General features: G+C 72.0%; 23 protein-coding genes and 1 riboswitch. Of the genes, 10 read left to right on the forward strand and 13 right to left on the reverse strand.

Translation table 11 applies throughout. The features are described from left to right. Positions 1–533 precede the first annotated feature (533 nt). Entirely contained in the window at positions 534–887 is a 354-nt protein-coding gene (locus AH6_RS28055) for a PRC-barrel domain-containing protein (protein ID WP_067485795.1), read from the forward strand. 196 nt (positions 888–1,083) lie between these two features. On the opposite strand, the gene AH6_RS42855 is transcribed toward AH6_RS28055, so the two are convergent. After that, positions 1,084–1,299: a DUF397 domain-containing protein gene (locus AH6_RS42855; protein ID WP_083983535.1), complete on the reverse strand. Its 216-nt coding sequence runs from the start codon at positions 1,297–1,299 to the stop codon at positions 1,084–1,086. After that, positions 1,292–2,263, reverse strand: coding sequence for a helix-turn-helix domain-containing protein (locus AH6_RS28060; RefSeq protein WP_083983536.1), 972 nt, complete (start codon positions 2,261–2,263; stop codon positions 1,292–1,294). Before AH6_RS28060 ends, AH6_RS42855 begins: the two co-directional genes overlap by 8 nt. Before the next feature lie 77 nt (positions 2,264–2,340). Here AH6_RS28060 and AH6_RS44805 point away from each other — a divergent pair, with 77 nt between their 5' ends. From AH6_RS44805 to AH6_RS28075, 3 genes are read left to right on the forward strand one after another with little or no spacing between them, the layout of a single operon-like run. Then, on the forward strand, positions 2,341–2,601 hold the full coding sequence (locus AH6_RS44805; RefSeq protein WP_067485799.1) for a hypothetical protein: 261 nt from the start codon (positions 2,341–2,343) through the stop codon (positions 2,599–2,601). Further along, on the forward strand, positions 2,598–3,005 hold the full coding sequence (locus tag AH6_RS42860; RefSeq protein ID WP_169807933.1) for an ATP-binding protein: 408 nt from the start codon (positions 2,598–2,600) through the stop codon (positions 3,003–3,005). Before AH6_RS44805 ends, AH6_RS42860 begins: the two co-directional genes overlap by 4 nt. A gap of 51 nt (positions 3,006–3,056) precedes the next feature. Continuing rightward, positions 3,057–3,833 carry an isocitrate lyase/PEP mutase family protein gene (locus AH6_RS28075; RefSeq protein ID WP_067485801.1) on the forward strand — a complete coding sequence of 259 codons (777 nt, stop codon included), beginning with the start codon at positions 3,057–3,059 and terminating at the stop codon, positions 3,831–3,833. Between the two features lie 8 nt (positions 3,834–3,841). On the opposite strand, the gene AH6_RS28080 is transcribed toward AH6_RS28075, so the two are convergent. Beyond that, positions 3,842–4,942 carry an FAD-dependent monooxygenase gene (locus tag AH6_RS28080; RefSeq protein ID WP_067485803.1) on the reverse strand — a complete coding sequence of 367 codons (1,101 nt, stop codon included), beginning with the start codon at positions 4,940–4,942 and terminating at the stop codon, positions 3,842–3,844. A gap of 89 nt (positions 4,943–5,031) precedes the next feature. Here AH6_RS28080 and AH6_RS28085 point away from each other — a divergent pair, with 89 nt between their 5' ends. Continuing rightward, positions 5,032–5,748 carry a TetR/AcrR family transcriptional regulator gene (locus AH6_RS28085; protein ID WP_067485805.1) on the forward strand — a complete coding sequence of 239 codons (717 nt, stop codon included), beginning with the start codon at positions 5,032–5,034 and terminating at the stop codon, positions 5,746–5,748. Here AH6_RS28085 and AH6_RS28090 read toward each other — a convergent pair. After that, positions 5,742–6,215 carry a DUF7019 family protein gene (locus AH6_RS28090; RefSeq protein ID WP_373861801.1) on the reverse strand — a complete coding sequence of 158 codons (474 nt, stop codon included), beginning with the start codon at positions 6,213–6,215 and terminating at the stop codon, positions 5,742–5,744. The genes AH6_RS28085 and AH6_RS28090 overlap by 7 nt on opposite strands. A 14-nt stretch (positions 6,216–6,229) precedes the next feature. Continuing rightward, positions 6,230–7,636, reverse strand: a complete 1,407-nt coding sequence (locus AH6_RS28095; RefSeq protein ID WP_067485830.1) for an NAD(P)/FAD-dependent oxidoreductase — start codon at positions 7,634–7,636, stop codon at positions 6,230–6,232. A gap of 165 nt (positions 7,637–7,801) precedes the next feature. Here AH6_RS28095 and AH6_RS28100 point away from each other — a divergent pair, with 165 nt between their 5' ends. Next, on the forward strand, positions 7,802–8,749 hold the full coding sequence (locus tag AH6_RS28100) for an SCO7460 family lipoprotein (RefSeq protein WP_067485809.1): 948 nt from the start codon (positions 7,802–7,804) through the stop codon (positions 8,747–8,749). Here the strand turns inward: AH6_RS28100 and AH6_RS28105 are convergent. Further along, positions 8,746–9,084: a hypothetical protein gene (locus AH6_RS28105; protein WP_067485811.1), complete on the reverse strand. Its 339-nt coding sequence runs from the start codon at positions 9,082–9,084 to the stop codon at positions 8,746–8,748. The two genes, AH6_RS28100 and AH6_RS28105, sit on opposite strands and share 4 nt — an antisense overlap. Positions 9,085–9,086: 2 nt before the next feature. Further along, complete coding sequence (locus AH6_RS28110; protein WP_083983539.1) at positions 9,087–9,731, reverse strand: carboxymuconolactone decarboxylase family protein; 645 nt, start codon at positions 9,729–9,731, stop codon at positions 9,087–9,089. A gap of 147 nt (positions 9,732–9,878) precedes the next feature. Between AH6_RS28110 and AH6_RS28115 the strand changes: the two genes are divergently transcribed. From AH6_RS28115 to AH6_RS28125, 3 genes are all read left to right on the forward strand, one after another. Further along, on the forward strand, positions 9,879–10,928 hold the full coding sequence (locus tag AH6_RS28115) for a GNAT family N-acetyltransferase (protein WP_067485812.1): 1,050 nt from the start codon (positions 9,879–9,881) through the stop codon (positions 10,926–10,928). Between the two features lie 25 nt (positions 10,929–10,953). After that, on the forward strand, positions 10,954–11,766 hold the full coding sequence (locus AH6_RS28120; RefSeq protein WP_067485814.1) for a class I SAM-dependent methyltransferase: 813 nt from the start codon (positions 10,954–10,956) through the stop codon (positions 11,764–11,766). Between the two features lie 86 nt (positions 11,767–11,852). Next, the gene (locus AH6_RS28125; protein WP_067485816.1) at positions 11,853–12,743 is read left to right on the forward strand and encodes a M23 family metallopeptidase; all 891 of its coding nucleotides are present in this window, start codon (positions 11,853–11,855) and stop codon (positions 12,741–12,743) included. On the opposite strand, the gene glyA is transcribed toward AH6_RS28125, so the two are convergent. After that, positions 12,710–13,981 carry a serine hydroxymethyltransferase gene (glyA, locus tag AH6_RS28130; RefSeq protein WP_067485818.1) on the reverse strand — a complete coding sequence of 424 codons (1,272 nt, stop codon included), beginning with the start codon at positions 13,979–13,981 and terminating at the stop codon, positions 12,710–12,712. The two genes, AH6_RS28125 and glyA, sit on opposite strands and share 34 nt — an antisense overlap. Before the next feature lie 56 nt (positions 13,982–14,037). Next, positions 14,038–14,123, reverse strand: a riboswitch (ZMP/ZTP riboswitch). A gap of 79 nt (positions 14,124–14,202) precedes the next feature. Here glyA and AH6_RS28135 point away from each other — a divergent pair. Beyond that, on the forward strand, positions 14,203–15,504 hold the full coding sequence (locus tag AH6_RS28135) for an acyltransferase family protein (protein WP_245679503.1): 1,302 nt from the start codon (positions 14,203–14,205) through the stop codon (positions 15,502–15,504). A gap of 76 nt (positions 15,505–15,580) precedes the next feature. Here the strand turns inward: AH6_RS28135 and AH6_RS28140 are convergent, their stop codons facing one another. From AH6_RS28140 to gap, 5 genes are all read right to left on the reverse strand, one after another. Then, complete coding sequence (locus AH6_RS28140) at positions 15,581–15,955, reverse strand: RNA polymerase-binding protein RbpA (RefSeq protein ID WP_083983538.1); 375 nt, start codon at positions 15,953–15,955, stop codon at positions 15,581–15,583. Positions 15,956–16,076: 121 nt separating this feature from the next. After that, positions 16,077–16,307 (reverse strand): preprotein translocase subunit SecG, encoded by a 231-nt coding sequence (gene secG / locus AH6_RS28145; protein WP_067485822.1) that lies wholly within the window; start codon positions 16,305–16,307, stop codon positions 16,077–16,079. A gap of 172 nt (positions 16,308–16,479) precedes the next feature. Continuing rightward, on the reverse strand, positions 16,480–17,274 hold the full coding sequence (gene tpiA / locus AH6_RS28150; RefSeq protein ID WP_067485824.1) for a triose-phosphate isomerase: 795 nt from the start codon (positions 17,272–17,274) through the stop codon (positions 16,480–16,482). 5 nt (positions 17,275–17,279) lie between these two features. Continuing rightward, positions 17,280–18,467 carry a phosphoglycerate kinase gene (locus tag AH6_RS28155; RefSeq protein ID WP_067485826.1) on the reverse strand — a complete coding sequence of 396 codons (1,188 nt, stop codon included), beginning with the start codon at positions 18,465–18,467 and terminating at the stop codon, positions 17,280–17,282. An 87-nt stretch (positions 18,468–18,554) separates the two neighbouring features. Beyond that, positions 18,555–19,562: a type I glyceraldehyde-3-phosphate dehydrogenase gene (gap, locus tag AH6_RS28160; protein ID WP_067485828.1), complete on the reverse strand. Its 1,008-nt coding sequence runs from the start codon at positions 19,560–19,562 to the stop codon at positions 18,555–18,557. Positions 19,563–20,040: the final 478 nt, after the last annotated feature.

The raw sequence follows: 20,040 nt of genomic DNA on the forward strand, positions 1-20,040 counted from the left end.
TCTACACGGGCCCACCCAACCTCAGCCCCGCGCGGGTTTACCGCACCCGACCAACAACCCCCAGCCCCGCGCGGGGTTGATCCAGGTGCCCACCAACCCCAGCCCGTGCGGGTTTTCCGAACCAGACCACCAACCCCAGCCCCGCGCCCCGCGCCCGACCAACAACCCCAGCCCGCGCGGGGTTGGGAGACGTGCCCAACAACCTCAGCCCGTGCGGGGTTAGGGCACGTGCCCAACAACTCCAGCCCCGCGCGAGGCTGGTGCACGTACCCAACGACCCCAATTCGCGCGAGGTTAAAAGCGTCACAGCCGCACCTGGCCCAGCCGCGCGGGGGTTGGTGCACGACTCCGGCGGCCCTGGTCCGCGCGGGTTCCCCGCACCAAACCGCCAGTTCCACCCCGCTCCTGAACTCGCGATCGTCGTGCTCGACACCCCTCACGCCAGCCCCCTCCAGCTATAAGGGCCGCAGATGGGGGTAGAGCGGCTGCGCATCGCATCTGCGGTGCGGCCGCGCACAGGAAGAGGACGTTCAATGACGAGCGACAATGTCTGGGACTACAACGCCACCAGCGGTCACCAGGTCGGCACCGACATCGTCGGCTACAAGGTCGAGGCGACCGACGGCAGTATCGGCAAGGTCGACAAGCACTCCGAGGAGGTCGGCGATTCCTACATCGTCGTCGACACCGGCGTGTGGATCTTCGGCAAGGAGGTCCTGCTGCCGGCCGGCACCATCAAGAACGTCGACCACGACGACAACAAGGTCTACGTAGCGCTGACCAAGGACCAGATCAAGGACTCCCCGGAGTTCGACAAGGACACCCACCTGGGCAACCGCGACTATCACGACCAGGTCGGCCAGTACTACGGCCAGCCCCGCCTCTAACCCTTCCCGGGTTCCAGGCCGCAGCATCCAGGGCGCCCCAGCATCATGTGGGGGCGCCCTGGCGCGTTCTCCGTCCGCTGCGGGTCCACGGTGTTCCTGGGGATGCCGATGACTGTGGCGACGGCGCAATTGGACGCGCATCCGTCGATGCGCAGCGCGTGCATGATGGCCCGATCGAGTTCACCTGGCACCCGGCTCACGCCAGGTCGTGGACCCCCTGCTTGACCTGGGAGAGGAAGGCCGACCATGCCGGGGAGGGAAAGGCGAGCACCGGACCGGAAGGGTCTTTGGAGTCTCGTGCGGCAACGCCGCGACTCGTGGCTAGGCTCGCGACTTCCACGCACTCGGTGCCCTGGCCTGCACTGCGGCTGCTCTTGCGCCAGTGCCCCTTGGTGACACGCGGTTCATTCATAGATGGATACTATCCGCTGGATCATGGCGACGGTATCGCTTTCCGACATGGCCATGCGGGTCAGGCGGCTGAAAACCTTACGGTAATGCTCGATGTCCGGCGTCTCGTCGATGTACCAGCTCCGGGTCAGGCTGTGCACCGTCACCACCTGGAGTTCCTCTTGACCCACACCTAGATCCATGATGGTGAAGGCCCCGTTCGTACCCGGATGCACACCGGCCCCAAAAGGCAGCACTCGAAGGTCTATTTCGGGCCGCGCGGCCATCGCGAGCAGGTAGCGCAGTTGCCCTTCCATAATTGCGGGGCCACCGACTCTCAACAATAGAGCGCCCTCACCGAGCACCACCGTAAGGCGCGGGGGGTCAGCACGTTCGAGGATGTGCTGACGCCGCATCCGGAACTCGACCTCAACGTCGATGTCGCGAGATGACCGCATATCCTCACCAGAGCCTGAAATGACGGCTCTGGCATAGTCCTCGGTTTGCAGCAGGCCGGGCACCAACTGCGGATCATAGAGTCCGACCCGCGAAGCGTCCGATTCCATGGACGCGAAGTCGATGATGCCCGCTTCCAGCCGCTCATCGAATCCCTGCCACCATCCCTCTTGGCGTCCCTTACCCGCCAGCTCCAGCAGGTGAGCGCGCACCTTCGCGTCGCTGACGCCGTAACCGTCGAGGATCTGAGCCAGATCGCGCGGGCGGATGGCCCTGTGCCCGTTCTCATACTCGCTCAGCGAGGCGGGCGACCGGTCCAGCAAACGGGCGGCCCTCTCCTGCGTCATATTGCGTTCCTCACGGAAGCGCCGCAGGGCGGCCCCGATTCTCCGCCGTCGGTACAACCCTCGGCTGTCTGGGGACATCCCTCTACTCTCGTCACGATGCGTCGCCGGATCAATCGCTTTCGTGAAAGTCAGGGATTTTGGTTCCTGATACTTCAGTTTTCGATCCTTCGCCAACCGATGCATCACTCATGCGACGAATGTATTGAGACCGTCACGGGCTGCGACGACGCTGGGCGGGACATCGAACGGAGGAGACGGCGATGATGCCCCCCAGCGAAGCCCGCTACGCCCTGCTCGTCCGCCTGGCATGGGAACTGCGGGCCATCCCCGCCTCGACCCTCCTGGTCTTCCCCTACCACGCCGAGCCCGTCCTCTACGTCCCCTGCCGGGACGGCCACCACGAGCCGATCCTCGCCGTCTGCCTCAGCGGGCGCTGGCGGCTGGTCTGGCGCGGCACCGAACTCGCCGCCGAGCGCCTGCACGACGCGGCCCGGCGCATCGCCATGGAGGCCGCCGCATGAACTGCGACATGACCCTGCTCGCCGCCCTCACCCTGCCCGGCACCGCCCGCTCCGTCGCCCACGCCCGCAGCTTCCTGCGCGACACGCTCGTCCCCGCCTACCTCGCGCCCGGTGACGAACTGCTCGACGACATGGTGCTGGTCGTGGACGAGTTCGCGGGCAACGGCATCCGGCACACCGCCTCCGGCGACGGCGGCAAGTTCACCGTCGCCCTCTGGAAGGGCCACGGCGTGCTCCGCGCCGAGGTCACCGACGACGGCGCGGACGGCGCCCGCCCCACACTCCAACCTGAGCCCGACGACGAGACCGGCCGTGGCCTCCACATCGTCGCCGCGCTCGCGATGCGCTGGGGACACCGGGCCAACGGCGCGCGCACCACCGTGTGGGCCGACTTCCCCGGCTGACCTCCGCCCGATTCGACCGGCGTCGAAACGTCCGCGCCCTACCGTCAACGCATGACCTCCGCCTTCCACACCCTGCACGACGGCCCCGCACCCCTCCTGCTCCCCAACGCCTGGGACTTCGCCAGCGGCGCGGCCCTCGCCGAAGCGGGCTTCGCCGCCGTCGGCACCACCAGCCTCGGTGTCGCGGCGGCGGCCGGGAAGCCCGACGGCACCGGCGGCACCCGGGCCGAGACGCTCGCACTGGCCCGCACCCTCGCCCGCCTGCCGGTGCCGGTGTCCATCGACGCGGAGAATGGCTTCTCCACCGACCCCGGCGAGGTCGCGGCGCTGGCCGCCGAACTCGCCTCGCTCGGCATCGCCGGGATCAACCTGGAGGACGGCCGCGCCGACGGCACCCTCGCCCCTCTCCCCCACCAGGCCGCCGTCATCGAAGCGGTCAAGACCGCCGCCCCGAGCCTGTTCGTCAACGCCCGCACCGACGCCTACTGGCTCGACGCCGGTCGCCTTCCCGAAGCCCTGCGGCGGATCGAGGCGTTCGCAGCGGCCGGGGCCAACGGCGTCTTCGTGCCCGGCGTGGCCGATGACGGCGACGTGCGCGCCCTGGTCGCCGCGTCACCGCTACCGCTGAACGTGCTCCACCTGCCAGGCCGCACCTCATTCAAACAACTGGCCGACCTGGGCGTACGCCGGGTGAGCTGCGGCTCGTTGCTCTACCGGACGGCGCTGCACGCCGCCGTCACCACCGCCCTCGCCATCACCGGCGACGACGCCCCGCCTCTGCCCACCTACCAGGACGTCCAGCGCCTCCTGGCCTGCCCCCTAACCTGACCCCCGCCCTACTCGGGCTTCCACCCCACAACCGGAGCCACCTGCTTGACGAAGGCCGACGCCGGGGAAAGCTTCATCGCCGCATTCCGCACATTGGTCAGCCCCGGCACGTTCAGGTGCGCCATCACCCCCAGACGCCTCGACTGCCGCACCACCATCTGCGTGCGGGCACGACGCGCCTTGTCATACGCCACCGGGCCGCCGCCGTCCGCCATCGCCGCCGCCAACACCACCGCGTCCTCCATCGCCTGGCACGCGCCTTGACCCAGATTCGGCGTCATCGCGTGCGCGGCGTCGCCCAGCACCACCACCTTGCCCTTGGCATAGCTGGGCAGCGACGACAGGTCGTAGGTGTCGTGTTGCAGAGCGTCCTTCTCCTCCACCGACGCCAGCAGCGCCGGGATCGGGTCGTGCCACTTCCCGAAGCGCCGCCGCACCTCCGCCAGGTCACTCAACCGCCCCTCGGGAGCCCGGAACGTCGCGTAGCAGTAGATCCGACCGTCCGGCAACGGCGCGTAACCGAACCGCTCGCCCCTCCCCCACGTCTCCACCAGCCCCTCGACCGGATGCGCCGGAACCAACAGTCGCCACGTCGTGTAACCCGCGTAACGCGGCGCAACCGCGTCCGGCCACACGCTCCGCCGCACGACGCTCCGCAGCCCGTCCGCGCCCACGACCAGATCGCCAGCAGACGTGCCCTCGGAGTGCAGCACCGTGCCGTCCTCCGGCCTGACCTCCCTGACCTCGACACCCGAGCGCAGCGCGTTCGACGGCACCTTCTTCAGCAGCAGGTTCAGCATGTCCGCGCGGTGCAGCATCACCCACTGCCCGAAGCGCCGCTGGAGATCGGCGGCGTCGGGACGCGTCAGCCAGCCGCCGCCCGGCTCTCGCAACCCGCCGGGCGGCCCGGACGGGGCCTGCGCGCGGACCGTGTCGCCGAGGTCCAGGGTGTCCAGCGCCCGCAGCGCGTTCGGCTGCACCATCAGCCCCGCACCCACCTCCGTGAAGGCGGGCGCGCGCTCCAGCACCTCCACCTCCCAGCCGCGCCGGTGTAGGGCCGCCGCCGCGGTGAGGCCGCCGATGCCGCCGCCCACGATGATCGCTCTCATCCCGTTCCCCTTGACTCGTTAAATTTCTTTAGAGGCATTAAGGAAACATAGATGCCCTAGGATGTCAACGTGATCGTTAAGGGGACGCCATGACGCCGCCGGGGCCCGGTCGCCGGGAACGGGTGCGCCAAGGCACGCTGGCGGAGATCCGCGCCGCCGCACGCACGCTGCTGGTCGAGCGCGGGCCGGAAGCGGTGACCATCAACGCCGTCGCGCGCGAGCTGGGCATGAGCGGCCCCGCGCTGTACCACTACTACGCCGGGCGCGACGAGCTGGTCGGCGCGGTAACCGCCGACCTCTACCGCGACCTCACCGACGCCATGCGGACCGCGCGCGACACCCAAAACGAGCCCGCCCGGCAGATGATGGCCGCGTGCCGGGCACTGCGGGCCTGGGCGGTGGCACATCCCGCCGAGTTCGGCTGGATCTTCGCCGCGCCCACCCCACCGGCCGGCGAACAGAGGCCCGGCTCACTTCGCGAGCTGGCCGGGTACGACTTCGAGCAGGTCCTGCTGGAGCCGTTCCAGGAGTTGTGGAAGAGCGCCCCGTTCCCCATCGCGGCCGACGACGAGCTTGACCCGGCCGTCCGCGACCAGCTCGCCGCCTACGCCGCCCGTTTCGACCGCAAGCTGCCGCTCGGCGCGCTCCACATCTTCATGGCGTGCTGGATGAGGCTCTACGGCCTGCTCTGCATGGAGGTCCTGCACCAGTTCGACTTCGTCTACCCGAACCTCGGCCCCCTCTACGAGGAGTGCCTGCGCGACATCGCCGCGCTGCTCGGCCAGGAGGGCGCCGCCGCTCAGTGACCCGCGGTGGCGACGGAGATCGCCGCGGCGACCAGAGTCCCTTCGCTCCGGAACAGGGTCCTGGCGAGGAACTCCACCCGGAGCGGCCCCAGCCGCAGCACCCCGTCCTCCAGCGCCCCCGTGACGACCACCTCGTACGGTGGCGGCATCCCTTCCCCGAGGCGGCCGTCGATCGCATGCCTCATGAGCAGGAGCGCGTAGTAGTCGAGGTCCGATTCCACGGGCGCTTCGGAGGACGCCGCGGTCAGGCCGTCGGGCGCCCCGATCAGAGCGAGCCTCGTCCCGTCCACCACACCGCCGAACACGACCAGCTCGGCGGCGTAGTTCCGCAGGACGCCGTACCGCAGCCGGGCGACGTCCCTGACGTAGGGACCGGGCTCGGCCAGCGTCCCCACCTCGCCCGGCCCCGGCTCGGCCGGGGCCATGTAGAGGCAGCGCGAAGGCCGCCCCTCCCCACCTGATCGCATGGACACCCGCCCTCTCAGTGGCCGGTGATCATATCCGCGACACGGGCCAGGCGTGAGGTCGCCCCCTTCCTCCCCTCCCGCGCGTCGGCGACGCGGTAGAGCCGGTACATCGCCTGTACGCCCAGCCAGCGCAACGGTTCGGGCTCCCAGCGCCGCACCCGCCAGCCCACCCACGGCAGCGCCGTCAGCTCGGTGTCCTCGCGCAGCACCAGGTCGCGCAGGGTGCGGCCCGCCAGGTTCGAGGCGGCCACGCCGTGGCCGGTGTAGCCGCCCGCGTGGCCGAGGCCGGTGCGGTGGTCCACCACGGCCGTCGAGCACCAGTCGCGCGGCACGCCCAGCACGCCCGACCAGGCGTGCTCGACCGCCGCGTCACGGGCCGCCGGGAACATGCCGGTCAGCGTCTCCCACAGCGCGTCCACGGTGGCGCGGTCGGTGCGGCCCGCGTCGTCCACGCGCGAGCCGTACCGGTACGGCTTGCCGCGCCCGCCGAACGCGATGCGGTCGTCAGCGGTCCGCTGCGCGTACATGTAGTAGTGCGCCATGTCACCCAGCAGCTCGCGGCCCTCCCAACCGATCCGTTTCCACACTTCGGCCGGAAGCGGCGTGGTGACGATCATCGAGCTGTTCATCGGCAGCCAATCGCGGCGATGGCCCGGCAGCGTCGCGGTGAAGCCCTCGGTGGCACGGATGACGTGCTCGGCGGCGACCTCGCCGAACGGTGTGACGGCGGCGGCCGGGACGTTTCCCGACCGGGGCCGCAGCTCGGTGACGGGCGTCCGCTCGTAGATCTCCACGCCCAGCGCCCGCACCACCCTGGCCAGCCCCTGGACGAGCGCGGCGGGCTGCACGCGCGCACAGTGCGGACTCCACACCGCCCCCGTCGCCCCCTCGACGCGCAGACGCTCACCCGACCCCAGCAACACCAGATCGTCTTCGCCCCAACCCCAGTCCCGGCTCTCCTCCACCAGAGCCGCCAGCCGCCCCTGCTGTGCACTGTTGCGGGCGACGGTCAGCACGCCGCCCTTGGTGATGTCCGCGTCGATGCCCTCAACAGCCGCGACACGCATGATCTCGTCCACAGAGGCGAACATCGCCCGCTGCAACGCCACAGCGGCAGGCCGCCCGTGCCGCGCCGCGTACCGTTCGCGCGATCCGGCGATCTCCCCCACCGCCCAGCCGCCGTTGCGGCCGGACGCCCCGAACCCCGCGAACTCCTTCTCCAGCACGACAACCCGCAGGTCAGGCCGCGCACGCTTGAGGTAGTAGGCGGTCCACAGGCCCGTGTAGCCCGCTCCCACCACGCACACGTCGGCCGTGCGCGACCCGGGCAGCGGCTCCCACGCGTCCGGGCGGCCGAGCGCGCGATACCAGTACGACACCCCGCCATTGCCGAAGCCGGGGGCGAGCGGCGCTGTTTTCATGAGCACATTGTGGCTCATGCAACGGTTTCTGTCGCCAAACAATCATTCAACAACGAGATCCGCAATGACGTCCCGAAGAACCCGGGTATTCTGTCCCGCCCAAGTGAGTACCTGCGCCCATACCCGCCCGTACCGCCCTTCCCTACGGTCGTCACGGGAGGAACGATGCGACGACTCACCAGGACGACGGCGGCGCTGCTTCTGCTGGCGGGCGTGACCACCGGATGCGGTCTGGGCTCCACCGCCGACGACCGCAAGCAGGCCGTCGAGGTGGCCGAACGCCTCTATCCCGGCCAGCTCAAGCTGCTCGAAGCGCGCCGCCTGGTCTTCGTCACCGAGGTCACCTTCGCCGTCGTCGGCGACCCCGACGCCTTCGTGCGCTTCCAGATCAACGACGGCAAGTGCGACGGCGCGCCCTGCGAACGCAAGCTCACCCGGGTGCTCGTCCAGGCCCGCAAACACGCTGCCGACTGGCGGCTGCTGGCCCCGGCGTTCCAGGCGTGCGGGCACCCGGTGGTCGGCGTCCGCGCCGGCATCACCGAACCGTGGATCGCGGCCGAGGCCACCGAGGCGACCGCGCCCTCCCTGCTCGCCGAGCTCGGCGGCTGCGTCCGCCGCTGGACGCGCGCCCGCGCCGACGCGGGCCAGCCGCCCACCGGCGCGTCGGTGACGGTGGGCATCGTCTCCCCCGACCGGGCCCGCCGCCTGCCCGCCGCCCGGCCCGGCACGCCCACGCTGCTGCACATGACCGGCACCAAGGTCGTGCTGCCTCTCCTCGGCCACACCTACCAGGCCGCCGTCTACCAGGTGCGCGACGGCGTCGCCGAGCCGACGCCGTCCTCGTTCCGCCCCGTCCGCCCGTTCCGCGAGCAGCAGGAGTTCACCAAGAAGATCCACGCGGCGGCCATCGCCAGGCTGCGCCCGATCTATCCCGACGCGGTGCCCGCCACCTACCACGGCATCTGGTATTACGAGCGCGGCACCATGAGCCGCCTGACGGGCACCGTCCGCTTCTGCGAGCACCCGCCCGCGAAGGGCAAGAGCTGCGCGGGGGACGGCTCCGTCGCCGTCACCGCCACACCGGACGGCGACCTGCTCGAACTGGTGCGTTAGTCGCCGGACGCGCGCCGCACACACCGATCTGCGACGTACTCCACAGCCCCGCCGTCCGGGTCGCCGGAGCGGCGCGTCCCGAACCGTTCGGTCGGGTCAGCGGACGCGGCGTCCGGCCCTTGCCGCCGGTGAGCCGGTTCCAGCCGGTGGGCGATCTCGGCGTCCACCCCGCCCGGCACGGACCGGCGGTGTGACCCGGCCTTTTCGAGCAGCGGCGCGTCCGGACGCGGCAACCGCAGGCCGCGCACGGACTGCCGCCGACCCGCCGCGATGATCCCGGCGGTCCGCTCGGGCGCGGCCCGCACCACCTCGCCGACGGAGGCAGCCTGATCCATCCTCACGCCTCGCTCCCCCACTCAGGCGGCGCGTCCCCCTCAGGCACGCCCACCCGGAACACCCGCATCTGCAACGCCAGCGCCGCGTAGTACCCCACCAGCGCCACCAGCTCGACCAGCGCCGTCCGCCCGAGGGTGGCCACCGCCTCGGTGTGCACCGCGTCGGTCAGGTCCTGCTCGGCGGCGAGCTGCCGCGCCGCCTCGTGCACCACCCGCTCGCGCGCGTCGGCCAGCAACGGCGCACGCCCCTCGCGGAGCGCCGTCAGCTCGGCCTCGGTCAGCCCGGCGCGGCGGCCGAGCCGCTCGTGGGCGTGCCACTCGAAGTCCGACCGCCAGTGCGCGGCCACCACCAGCGTCGCGATCTCGCGTTCGCGGCCGGTGAAGGCGGTCTCGAAGCGCAGCGCCGCACCCAGTTCCTGGAGCGGCATGCCCACCGCCGGGCTGTAGAGCATCGCGTTGAACGGGCCCAGCAGCCGCCCGCCGCGGTCGGTGATCGGCGCGGCCCGGCGGTCGCCGCGCGGCCCGCCGGTCAGCGCGTCGTACACCGCGCGCTGCCGCTCGCTGAGGACGCCCGGCGCCAGCAGGGGCAGCCGGCCGTCGCGCCGGTGTTGCTCGTCGGGGCGCGCACCGCCCAAGGGGTCGATCACCACTGCACGGTAGGCGCTCGCCGGGAACCTCTCAAGACCCGCGCGCAAGGTGAAACCCCGGGCTCACGATGACGTATCCGTTCCGTAACAGGAGCGGGCCATCGTGCCGGAGAGGGCTTCCGCCGCGCCGACCCGAAGGAACGTTCCATGCCGCTGCTGCGCATCCGCACCGAGATCGACGACCGGCCGGGTCGCCTGGCCCTGCTCACCGCCGCGCTGGCCCGGCGCGGCGCCAACATCCTGGGCCTGTCGGTCCAGCTCGACGCCGAGGGGGTGGTGGACGAGTTCATCGTGAACGTGCCGCCCGGCGGGGCCGACGCCGAGGCGCTGCGCCGCGCGCTGGGCGAGGCGGGCGGCGTCCGCACCGCCGTCGTCCCGGCCCGCCCGCACGAGCTGATGGACGAGCCCACCCGCGCGCTGACGCTGGCCGCGCGGCTGCGCGCCGAGCCGCACGCGCTGCCGGAGGCGCTGGCCGAGCTGCTGCGCGCCGCCGAGGCGTCCTGGACGCACGCGGGCACCGACGCGGGCGGCCCCGACGAGCTGACCGTCCCGGCCGGGCACCGCCGGGTGCTGCTGCGCCGCCCCGGCCTGCCGTTCACCGCGACCGAGGCCGCGCGCGCCGACGCGCTGGTGCGCGCCGCGCTCCCCGCGACCCCGCCCCGGCCCGCCTCGCGGCGGCTGCCGCTGAACGACGGCACGCACGTGCTGGTCCGCCCGATCGAGCCGCGCGACCTGGACGCCGTACGCGCCCTGCACGAGCGCTGCTCGCTCGACAGCCGCCGGATGCGCTACTTCAGCGCCAAGCCCTGCCCGCCGCAGCGCGCCCTGGAGCTGTTCTGCGAGCCCGCGCACGGTCTCACCCTCGTCGCCGAGGGGCCCGACGGGTCCCTGCTCGCGCTGGCGCACCTGATCCACGTGCTGGACCCGGGCGTGGCCGAGCTGGCGTTCCTGGTGGAGGACGCCTGGCAGGGCCGGGGCCTCGGCCGCGCGCTGGCCGGACTGCTGCTGGCGGTGGGCCGCGACCGGGGCCTGGTGGAGCTGCGCGCGACGCTGCTCGGCGAGAACACCCGGATGCGGCGGCTGCTCACCTCGCTGGGCGGCCGGGTCCGCCCCTCCGACGAGCCCGGCATCCTGGAGGTGCGGTTGCGGCTGGACGGGCGGCCCGCGCCCGCCCCGGCCCGCCTTACCCGCCCATGACCATTCCGCTGGCAGGATTGGGCCGGTGACCGGCATCTATGACGATCCCTGGGCGTACGAGCTGGCCTGCTCGTTCCGCGACGTTCCCGCCGAGGTCGAGGTGCTGCTGGACTGGTGCAAGCGGCACCGCGTCGGCGCGGCGCTCCCCCGCACCGTGCTGGAGCTGGCGGCGGGACCGGCCGAGCACGCCCGCGAGTTCGCGCGGCGCGGCCTGACCGCGACGGCGCTGGACCTGCACCCGGCGATGTGCGCCTACGCCGACCGGACCGCCGCCGAGGCGGGCCTGTCGCTGGACGTGGTGCAGGAGGACATGACCTCCTTCGCGCTCGGCCGCCGCTTCGACCTGGTGGTGACCATGCTGGACTCCACCTCCCACCTGATGACCCTGGACGCCTTCACCGCCCACCTGGACCGCGCCGCCGAGCACCTGACCGCCGACGGCCTGTACGTGCTGGAGATGTCGCACCCCCGCGACCGGCTCGGCGACGACCCCAGCGTCAGCACCGGCTGGACGGTCGAGCGCGGCACCGGCATCGACGCCGTGCACGCCGCGGTGCGGTGGGGCGAGCCGACCGACCGGCTGGACCCGGTGACCCAGATCGCCGACGACCACGTGACCATGTCGATCACCGAGGGCGGCGCGACCCGCGTCATCCGGGACGTGGTGCCCTACCGGTTCTGGAGCGCCACCGAGCTGATCGCGGCCATCCGGCTGTCGGGCGCGCTGGAGGTGGTGGCGCAGTACGGCGACTTCGCCGAGGTGACGCTGACCGACCCGGCCGCCTGGCGCATGATCACCGTGCTGCGCCGCGCGTCCGGCGGTCCCGCCGCCGAGTAGCCGCCGAGTAGCCGACGGGCCGCCGCCGAGCAGGGGCGGGCCGCTCCACACTTGCCAGGATTCCGGATTTACGTAATTCTGGAGACATGAAGTTCTTCGCCGTCCTGATCCGATGCGGAACCCCGATCGCCGTGGCGGGCCTGCTGCTGATCCTCGTGGGATGGCTGACCACCGTCCCCCGGCTCGGGCTGGCGGGCTTCGTCCTGATCCTGCTCGGCACGATCCCGCAACTCCTGCCCGTCCGGCTCGGCGAGCGCGCGCCCGTCGCGCTGCGCAGCCCCGTCCAGGGGCGCTGGGTCGCCGTCAACAGCCCCGCCGACAAGGTGCCGAGCCACGGCACCCACGAGCTCGGCCAGTCCTACGCCATCGACCTGGTCCACGCCCCCGACCCCGCGCGCGAGTGGAAGGCCCTGGTCGGCTGGCCGCTGGCCGCCCGTCCCGCGACGTTCCCGGCGTTCGGGCGGCCGGTGCTGGCCCCCGCCGACGGCACGGTCGTCGCGGTCGGCCGCCACCAGCGCGACCACTGGAGCCGCAACTCCTGGCCCGCCCTGATCTACCTCATGGTGGAGGGCATGGTCTTCCGCTCGATCGGGTCGTTGCTGACGCTGTCGCCGGCCCGGTTCGTGCTCGGCAACCACGTGATCCTCGACCTCGGCGACGGCGTGTACGGCGTCTTCGCCCACCTGCGGCGCGGCTCGGTGCGGGTCCGGCCCGGCGACCGGGTGCGCGCCGGGGACCAGCTCGGCGAGGTCGGCAACTCCGGCAACTCCTCCGAGCCGCACCTGCACTTCCACCTGATGGACGGCCCGCACCCCATGTGGGCGCAGGGCGTCCCGTTCACCATCGAGTACCGGACCGATGACGGCGAGGCCCGCACGGGAGTGCCCGCCGGGAAGCACCCCTTCGTCGTGCCGGACCCCGCCGCCAACGCCGCCGACCCGTCCTACGGCGTGGGCGCCCAGCCCGGCATCGGGTAGGCGGCCATCAGCTCGCGGATCTCACCCGCGACACGCTCCACGACCGCTTCGTCCTGCCGCGCGGCGGCCTGCACGACCTCGTCGATCCAGGCCGCCACCCGCGGCATCTGCTCGACGCCCAGCCCGCGCGTGGTGATCGCGCCGGTGCCCAGCCGCAGGCCCGACGGGTCGAACGGCTTGCGCGGGTCGAACGGCACCGCGTTGTAGTTCAGCTCGATCCCCGCCCGGTCCAGCGCCTGCGCGGCGGGCTTGCCCGCCACCCCCTTGTTCGTCAGGTCGATCAGGATCAGGTGGTTGTCGGTGCCGCCGGAGATCAGGTCGTAGCCGCGCTCCAGCAGCGCCGCCGCCAGCGCCCGCGCGTTGGCGACGATCCGGTGCGCGTAGTCGCCGAAGTCCGGCCCCGACGCCTCCTTGAGCGCCACCGCGATCGCGGCGGTGGTGTGGTCGTGCGGGCCGCCCTGGAGGCCGGGGAAGACCGCCTTGTCGACCGCGGCGGCGTGCTCGGCGGTGGACAGGATCATCGCGCCGCGCGGGCCGCGCAACGTCTTGTGCGTGGTCGTGGTGACCACGTCGGCGTGCCCGACCGGCGACGGGTGCGCGCCGCCCGCGATCAGGCCCGCGATGTGCGCGACGTCGGCGGCCAGCACCGCACCGGCCTCCCGGGCGATCTCGGCGAACGCCGGGAAGTCGATGGTGCGCGGGATCGCGGTGCCGCCGCACCAGATCAGCTTCGGCCGCTCCTTGAGCGCCAGGTCGCGCACCTCGTCCATGTCGACGCGGCCGGTGTCGGCGCGCACCCCGTAGCGCACGGCGTTGAACCACTTGCCGGTCGCCGACACCGACCAGCCGTGCGTGAGGTGCCCGCCCATCGGCAGCGACAACCCCAGCACGGTGTCGCCGGGGTTCAGGAACGCCAGGTACACCGCCAGGTTGGCGGGCGACCCGGAGTAGGGCTGGACGTTGGCGTGCTCGGCCCCGAACAGCGCCTTGGCGCGGTCGATCGCCAGCAGCTCGATCGGGTCGACGTTCTGCTGGCCCTCGTAGTAGCGGCGGCCCGCGTAGCCCTCGGAGTACTTGTTGGTGAGGACCGTGCCGGTGGCCTCCAGCACCGCCCGCGACACGTAGTTCTCCGAGGCGATCAGCCGGATCTTCTCGTACTGCCGCCGCGCCTCGGCCTCGACCAGGTCGGCCAGGCCCGGGTCCTCGGCCCGCAGGTGGGTCAGGGTGGGTTCGTGCATGTCCGCCTCCGCGCTGTGACGCCGGGGGCGCGTTGCGGGCACCCCCGGTCAGGGGGCCCGAACACCCAGGCGCGCGGTGTGCGGACGGGATCGCTCCCCGGTGGTCGACTCCACCTTGACTGCGCCAGTCGCGTGCCGGACAGCATACAAGCAGGGGCGCCCGGGGCGGCGAGCGGTTTCTTTACGCCCGGTTGATCATGCGGGTCGCTAAGGTCGCCTGGGTGAGAACCGAGCAGCCTCGCCCAGGGCCGTCGGCCGCGGTCCTGGAGCCTCCCGTCCCGGCTCCCGCCGGACCGCGCCCGGACGCCGCCCGGCTCGGCTGGCTGGACGCCCTGCGCGGCGTCGCCGCCGTCGCGGTGGCCCTGCACCACGCCGCCTACCACTACGTGCCGGGGTTCCGCCGCGCGATGCTGGAGTGGATCGACCCCGGCGTCGCCGGGGTCCTGGTGTTCTTCGTGGTCAGCGGCTACATCGTGCCCGCCTCGCTGGAGCGCGGCGGCTCGGTGCGGCGCTTCTGGACCGGCCGCCTGTTCCGCATCCACCCGCTGCTGGTGGTGGCGCTGGCGGCGCTGCTGGTGATGCACCTGACCGGCGTGACGCGGCTGCGCGACGGCCTGGACCGCGACTTCGACCCGGTCGCGGCGACGCTGGCGCACCTGTCGATGCTCCAGGACCTGCTGGCCGTGCCGAGCGCGATCAACGTGCTGTGGACGTTGTCGTACGAGATGGCGTTCTACCTGATCGTGGTGGCGCTGTTCGCGGTGCGGCTGCACCGGCGCTCGGCCCCGATCGCGCTGGCGCTGGCGGGCTCCGGGCTGGCCCTGGCGGTCGTGCTGCCCACCGCGGCGCTCAGCCGGAACGCGGGCGTCACCCCCGTCGCGATCGGCGCGGCCGTGCTCATGGCCGCCGCGATCGTGCTGGCCTGCCTGCCCCGCACCCGCACGGCGGGCGCGCTGCTGGGCGGCGCGCTGGCGGCCGTGCTGGTGCTGCTGAACAGCCGGGTGGACCCCTGGCAGGGCCTGGTGCTGCTGGCGTTCATGTTCACCGGGACCGCCGTCTACCGGGCCGAGCGCGGCCAGATCAGGGTGCGCACGGCCGCGCTGACGGCGGCGGGCGTGCTGGCGGCGGCGCTGGCGGGCGGGGCGTGGCGGCTGCACGCCTGGGGACCGGAGATGACCGAGTGGGGCGTCAAGCGCGCCTGGCTCACCGCCGTGGTGCTGGCCGCCGCCCTGTTCGGGCTGGGCCTGGCGCTGCGGCACCGCCGGATGCCGCGCGCGCTGGTCCGGCTGGGCGTGATCAGCTACTCGGTGTACCTGCTGCACCCGGTGCTGCTGATGGGCCTGGACGCGACCGTCGGCCGTCCCGACGGCGACGACCCCGGCTACCTGCTGCTGTTCCTGGCGCTGCTGATCGCGCTGAGCGAGCTGGCCTACCGGTGCGTCGAGCGTCCCATGCAGAACGTCGGGCGGCGCGTGGGACGCCGCCTGGACGCCGCTCCGGCGGCCCAGACCGTCCCGGCCTAGGCGGGACGGCCGGAAACGCGGCACGGCCCGGCGTCCCTCGGGGGGATGCCGGGCCGTGCCGTAGGGGGCGTGCGGGTCAGCCTCGACCCGCCGCCTCCAGCGCGCGCTTCACCGCGGCGCGCTTCTCGCGCAGCTTGGCCAGCGCCTCTTCGAGGATGGCCTCGCCGTCCTCGTCGCTGCGCCGCTCCTTCACATACGCGAGGTGCGTCTTGTAGGGCTCGGTCTTCGGCGGCGCCGGGGGGTTGTCCTTGTCCTGCCCGGCCGGGAACCCGCACCGCGGGCAGTCCCAGGTGTCAGGGACCGCGACGTCGGTCGCGAAGCTCGGGCGGGTCTCGTGCCGGTTGGCACAGTAGAAGGTGACCCAGACGCGGGGGGCCGCGTCGCCGCGCTCGGCCTCTCCCATCGGGCCGGCCCCGACACGGCTGCCCCGAATCGCGTTGCCACTACCCACGGACTACTCCTCGCTCGGTGTGCCGCGCCCTGGTCCGCGCCCGCGTTTGGGGGTGCGGGCCGGCGGCGCGGCGATCGTACGTGTTGACGGCCTGCTCGGCCGGTGTCCTGCTGGCCCGGTCCTAGTTCTTGAACAGCAGCCCGAGCACGATGATCGAGGCGAACCAGATCACGCCGGTGCCCACGGTCAGGCGGTCGAGGTTGCGCTCCACCACCGACGAGCCGCCCAGGGAGGACGAGATGCCGCCGCCGAACATGTCGGACAGGCCGCCGCCCTTGCCCTTGTGCATCAGGACGAGGACCACCATCAGCAGGCTCGTGACGATGAGCACGATGGACGTTGCGATGATCACAGTTCAGCGCCTTTTCTGGCCACCCCCGCTGACGCGGGGCTTGTCGTATGCAAGGACGGAGGATCGAGCCGGACGGTTTACCCGTCCAGCACGAAGGGTACGACGAACTCCCCGCTGGTTCGGCAAGAACCCCCGGGACACGCCCGAATTGATCAGAACTGATCAGTTCTGCTCACGCGGGCAGGTCGCGGTACCGGCAGATCTTGACGAACTCCCCGGCGTCCAGGCTGGCGCCTCCGACCAGCGCGCCGTCCACGTCGGCCTGCGCCATGATGCTGGCGACGTTGGAGCCCTTCACCGACCCGCCGTACAGTACCCGCACCTGGTCGGCGGTCTCGGCGTCGTAGAGGTCGGCCACCTGGGCGCGGATCGCCGCGCAGACCTCCTGCGCGTCCTGCGGGGTGGCGACCTTGCCGGTGCCGATCGCCCAGACCGGCTCGTAGGCGATCACCAGGGTGCGGACCTGGTCGGCGGGGATCTTCTGCAGCGCGCCGGTGACCTGGCTCAGGCAGTGCCCCACGTGCTCGCCGGCCTCGCGGACCTCCAGGCCCTCGCCGACGCACACGATCGGGGTGATCTCGTGCTTGAGCGCGGCCCGCGCCTTGGCGTTGACCAGCGCGTCGTCCTCGCCGTGGTACTGGCGGCGCTCGGAGTGGCCGACCGCCACGTAGGAACAGCCGAGCTTGGCCAGCATCGCGCCGGAGATCTCGCCGGTGTAGGCGCCCGACTCGTGCGCGGAGACGTCCTGCGCGCCGTAGACGATCGACAACTTGTCGGCGTCGACCAGGGTCTGCACCGAGCGGATGTCGGTGAACGGCGGCAGCACCGCGATGTCCACCGCGTCGAAGTCGGCCTCCTTCAGGCCGAACGCCAGCTTCTGGACGAGCGCGATCGCCTCGAAGTGGTTGTTGTTCATCTTCCAGTTGCCGGCCATCAGGGGCTTGCGGGCCGGTGCCTTGGCTGCCATGGGGGTCAGTCCTCCAGTGCCTGAAGACCGGGCAGCGTCTTGCCTTCGAGGTATTCGAGGCTGGCGCCGCCGCCGGTGGAGATGTGGGAGAAGGCGTTCTCGTCGAAGCCGAGCCGGCGGACCGCGGCGGCCGAGTCGCCGCCGCCGACCACGGTGAACGCGCCGGAGTCGATGAGGCCCTGGGCGACCGCGCGGGTGCCGTGGGAGTAGGGCTCCATCTCGAACACGCCCATCGGGCCGTTCCAGAACACGGTCTTGGCGTCGGCGAGGCGCGCGGCGAACCGCTTGCCCGACTCGGGGCCGATGTCCAGGCCGAGCCGGTCGGCGGGGATCGCGTCGGCGGCGACCACGTCGTGGTCGGCGTCGGCGGCGAAGGCGGTGGCCGCGACGATGTCGACCGGCAGCACGAACTCCACGCCGTTCTCCTCGGCGCGGCGCAGGTACTCGCGGACGGTGTCGAGCTGGTCCTCCTCCAGCAGGCTCTTGCCGACCTCGTGGCCCTGGGCCTTGAGGAAGGTGAAGACCATGCCGCCGCCGATGAGGATGCGGTCGGCCTTGCCGAGGAGGTTGTCGATGACGCCGAGCTTGTCGGAGACCTTGGAGCCGCCGAGCACGACGGCGTAGGGGCGCTCGACCTCGGCGGTGAGCTTCTTGAGCACCGCGACCTCGGTCGCGATGAGGCCGCCGGCGGCGTGCGGGAGGCGCTGGGGGACGTCGTAGACGCTGGCGTGCTTGCGGTGCACGGCGCCGAAGCCGTCGCCCACGTACAGCTCGGCGAGGGCGGCCAGCTCGTCGGCGAACGCGCCGCGCTCGGCGTCGTCCTTGCTGGTCTCCCCGGCCTCGAACCGCAGGTTCTCCAGCAGCGCGACCTGGCCGTCGGCCAGGCCCTCGGCGGCGGCGCGGGCGGAGTCGCCGACCACGTCGGTGGCGAAGACGACGTCTGAGCCCAGCAGCTCGCCCAGGCGGGCCGCGACGGGGGCCAGGGAGAACTCGGGCTTCACTTCGCCCTTGGGACGGCCCAGGTGGGCGCAGACGATGACGCGCGCGCCCCCGTCGCGCAGGGCCTTGATCGTCGGCACGCTGGCCCGGATGCGGCCGTCGTCGGTGATCTTGCCGTCCTCCAGGGGGACGTTCAGGTCGGTGCGGACCAGCACCCGCTTGCCGGTGACGTCGAGGTCGTCAATGGTGCGCATCGAAACGCGGTGTCCTTCCGGATACACAGCCGCCGTGCCCGCCCGGCCGTCGCGGGGACGGCGGGGCGGGCACGGCGGAGGGGCGGATCAGAGCTGGGAGCCGACGAGCTTCACGAGGTCGGCGAGGCGGTTGGAGTAGCCCCACTCGTTGTCGTACCAGCCGACGACCTTGACCTGGTTGCCGATGACCTTGGTGAGGCCGGCGTCGAAGATGCACGACGACGGGTCGGTCACGATGTCGGAGGAGACGATCGGGTCCTCGGTGTAGGTCAGCACCCCGGCCAGCGGGCCGGACTCGGCGGCGGCCTTCACCGCGGCGTTGACCTCCTCGACGGTGGTCTCGCGGCCGACCTCGACGGTCAGGTCGGTGGCCGAGCCGGTGGGGATCGGCACGCGCAGCGCGTAGCCGTCCAGCTTGCCCTTCAGCTCCGGCATGACCAGCGCGATCGCCTTGGCGGCGCCGGTGGAGGTCGGCACGATGTTGAGGGCGGCGGCGCGGGCGCGGCGCAGGTCCTTGTGCGGCGCGTCCTGGAGGTTCTGGTCCTGGGTGTAGGCGTGGATGGTGGTCATCAGGCCCTTCTCGATGCCGAAGGTGTCCTGGAGGACCTTGGTCATCGGGGCCAGGCAGTTGGTGGTGCAGGAGGCGTTGGAGATCACCGTGTGCGCCGCCGGGTCGTAGGAGTCGTCGTTGACGCCCATCACGATCGTGACGTCCTCGTTCTTGGCCGGGGCCGAGATGATGACCTTCTTGGCGCCGTTGTCGGCGTGCACGCGCGCCTTGGTGGCGTCGGTGAAGAAGCCGGTGGACTCCACGACCACGTCCACGCCCAGCTCGCCCCACTTGAGGTTGGCGGGGTCGCGCTCGGCGAACGCCTTGATCGCCTGGCCGCCGACGATGATCTCGTCCGCGGTGGCCTTCACCTCTTCGGGGAAGCGGCCGAGGATGCTGTCGTACTTGAGCAGGTGGGCGAGGGTGGCGTTGTCGGTCAGGTCGTTGACCGCCACGATCTCGATGTCGGCCCCGCTCGCCTTGACCGCGCGGAAGAAGTTGCGGCCGATCCGGCCGAACCCGTTGATGCCTACTCGGATGGTCACGGAACGGCTCTCCTCGTACGTCGTCTCGCCCGGTGCGATCCGGGCCCGCTAACTACGGTGGAACAGGGGTCTCCCCCGCCTCCGACCCTATCGAATCCCGGCCCTGTGACCTGCCACCGGGCGCGTGGAACGGGCGGGTGAGTCGCCCTCCCCCGCACGGGGGAGCGCACCTGCCCCGGTGGGGGTCTAGACCTGTCTGTCTAGACCAATGCCCCGCTCGCCCTGCCCGGCCGGGCGGCGGACCCGCACGGACCGGCGTTCTGCCCCTTTCATCACCGACATCACGTTTGACGCCGACAGCGGAAGCGCTACGGCAAAGTTCACAAATCCGTCAGCGGGACAGGTCATTGGCCCCTTGTCCCGCCCCGGAGCCGGAACGGCTGCCCTGGCCCCTTGGGAGTCCGGACAGCCGTCCCGTACCGCGCCTCGCAGGGCACCGGCCCCAGATCCTGTCTCAAATACCTCGACCATCACGCGA

The organism is Actinomadura hibisca NBRC 15177, from assembly GCF_001552635.1.
Classification (GTDB): domain Bacteria; phylum Actinomycetota; class Actinomycetes; order Streptosporangiales; family Streptosporangiaceae; genus Spirillospora; species Spirillospora hibisca.

Bases quoted from the DNA above. Each gene is read 5' to 3' on its own strand.
- AH6_RS28075 (WP_067485801.1), top strand. From the start codon at position 3,057: ATGACCTCCGCCTTCCACACCCTGCACGACGGCCCCGCACCCCTCCTG.
- AH6_RS44805 (WP_067485799.1), top strand. From the start codon at position 2,341: ATGATGCCCCCCAGCGAAGCCCGCTACGCCCTGCTCGTCCGCCTGGCA.
- glyA (WP_067485818.1), bottom strand. From the start codon at position 13,981: ATGCACGAACCCACCCTGACCCACCTGCGGGCCGAGGACCCGGGCCTG.
- tpiA (WP_067485824.1), bottom strand. From the start codon at position 17,274: ATGGCAGCCAAGGCACCGGCCCGCAAGCCCCTGATGGCCGGCAACTGG.
- AH6_RS28085 (WP_067485805.1), top strand. From the start codon at position 5,032: ATGACGCCGCCGGGGCCCGGTCGCCGGGAACGGGTGCGCCAAGGCACG.
- AH6_RS28125 (WP_067485816.1), top strand. From the start codon at position 11,853: ATGAAGTTCTTCGCCGTCCTGATCCGATGCGGAACCCCGATCGCCGTG.
- AH6_RS42855 (WP_083983535.1), bottom strand. From the start codon at position 1,299: ATGAATGAACCGCGTGTCACCAAGGGGCACTGGCGCAAGAGCAGCCGC.
- AH6_RS28090 (WP_373861801.1), bottom strand. From the start codon at position 6,215: ATGCGATCAGGTGGGGAGGGGCGGCCTTCGCGCTGCCTCTACATGGCC.
- AH6_RS28080 (WP_067485803.1), bottom strand. From the start codon at position 4,942: ATGAGAGCGATCATCGTGGGCGGCGGCATCGGCGGCCTCACCGCGGCG.
- AH6_RS28095 (WP_067485830.1), bottom strand. From the start codon at position 7,636: ATGAAAACAGCGCCGCTCGCCCCCGGCTTCGGCAATGGCGGGGTGTCG.
- AH6_RS28105 (WP_067485811.1), bottom strand. From the start codon at position 9,084: ATGGATCAGGCTGCCTCCGTCGGCGAGGTGGTGCGGGCCGCGCCCGAG.
- AH6_RS28155 (WP_067485826.1), bottom strand. From the start codon at position 18,467: ATGCGCACCATTGACGACCTCGACGTCACCGGCAAGCGGGTGCTGGTC.
- AH6_RS28100 (WP_067485809.1), top strand. From the start codon at position 7,802: ATGCGACGACTCACCAGGACGACGGCGGCGCTGCTTCTGCTGGCGGGC.
- AH6_RS42860 (WP_169807933.1), top strand. From the start codon at position 2,598: ATGAACTGCGACATGACCCTGCTCGCCGCCCTCACCCTGCCCGGCACC.
- AH6_RS28060 (WP_083983536.1), bottom strand. From the start codon at position 2,263: ATGCATCGGTTGGCGAAGGATCGAAAACTGAAGTATCAGGAACCAAAA.
- AH6_RS28115 (WP_067485812.1), top strand. From the start codon at position 9,879: ATGCCGCTGCTGCGCATCCGCACCGAGATCGACGACCGGCCGGGTCGC.
- AH6_RS28055 (WP_067485795.1), top strand. From the start codon at position 534: ATGACGAGCGACAATGTCTGGGACTACAACGCCACCAGCGGTCACCAG.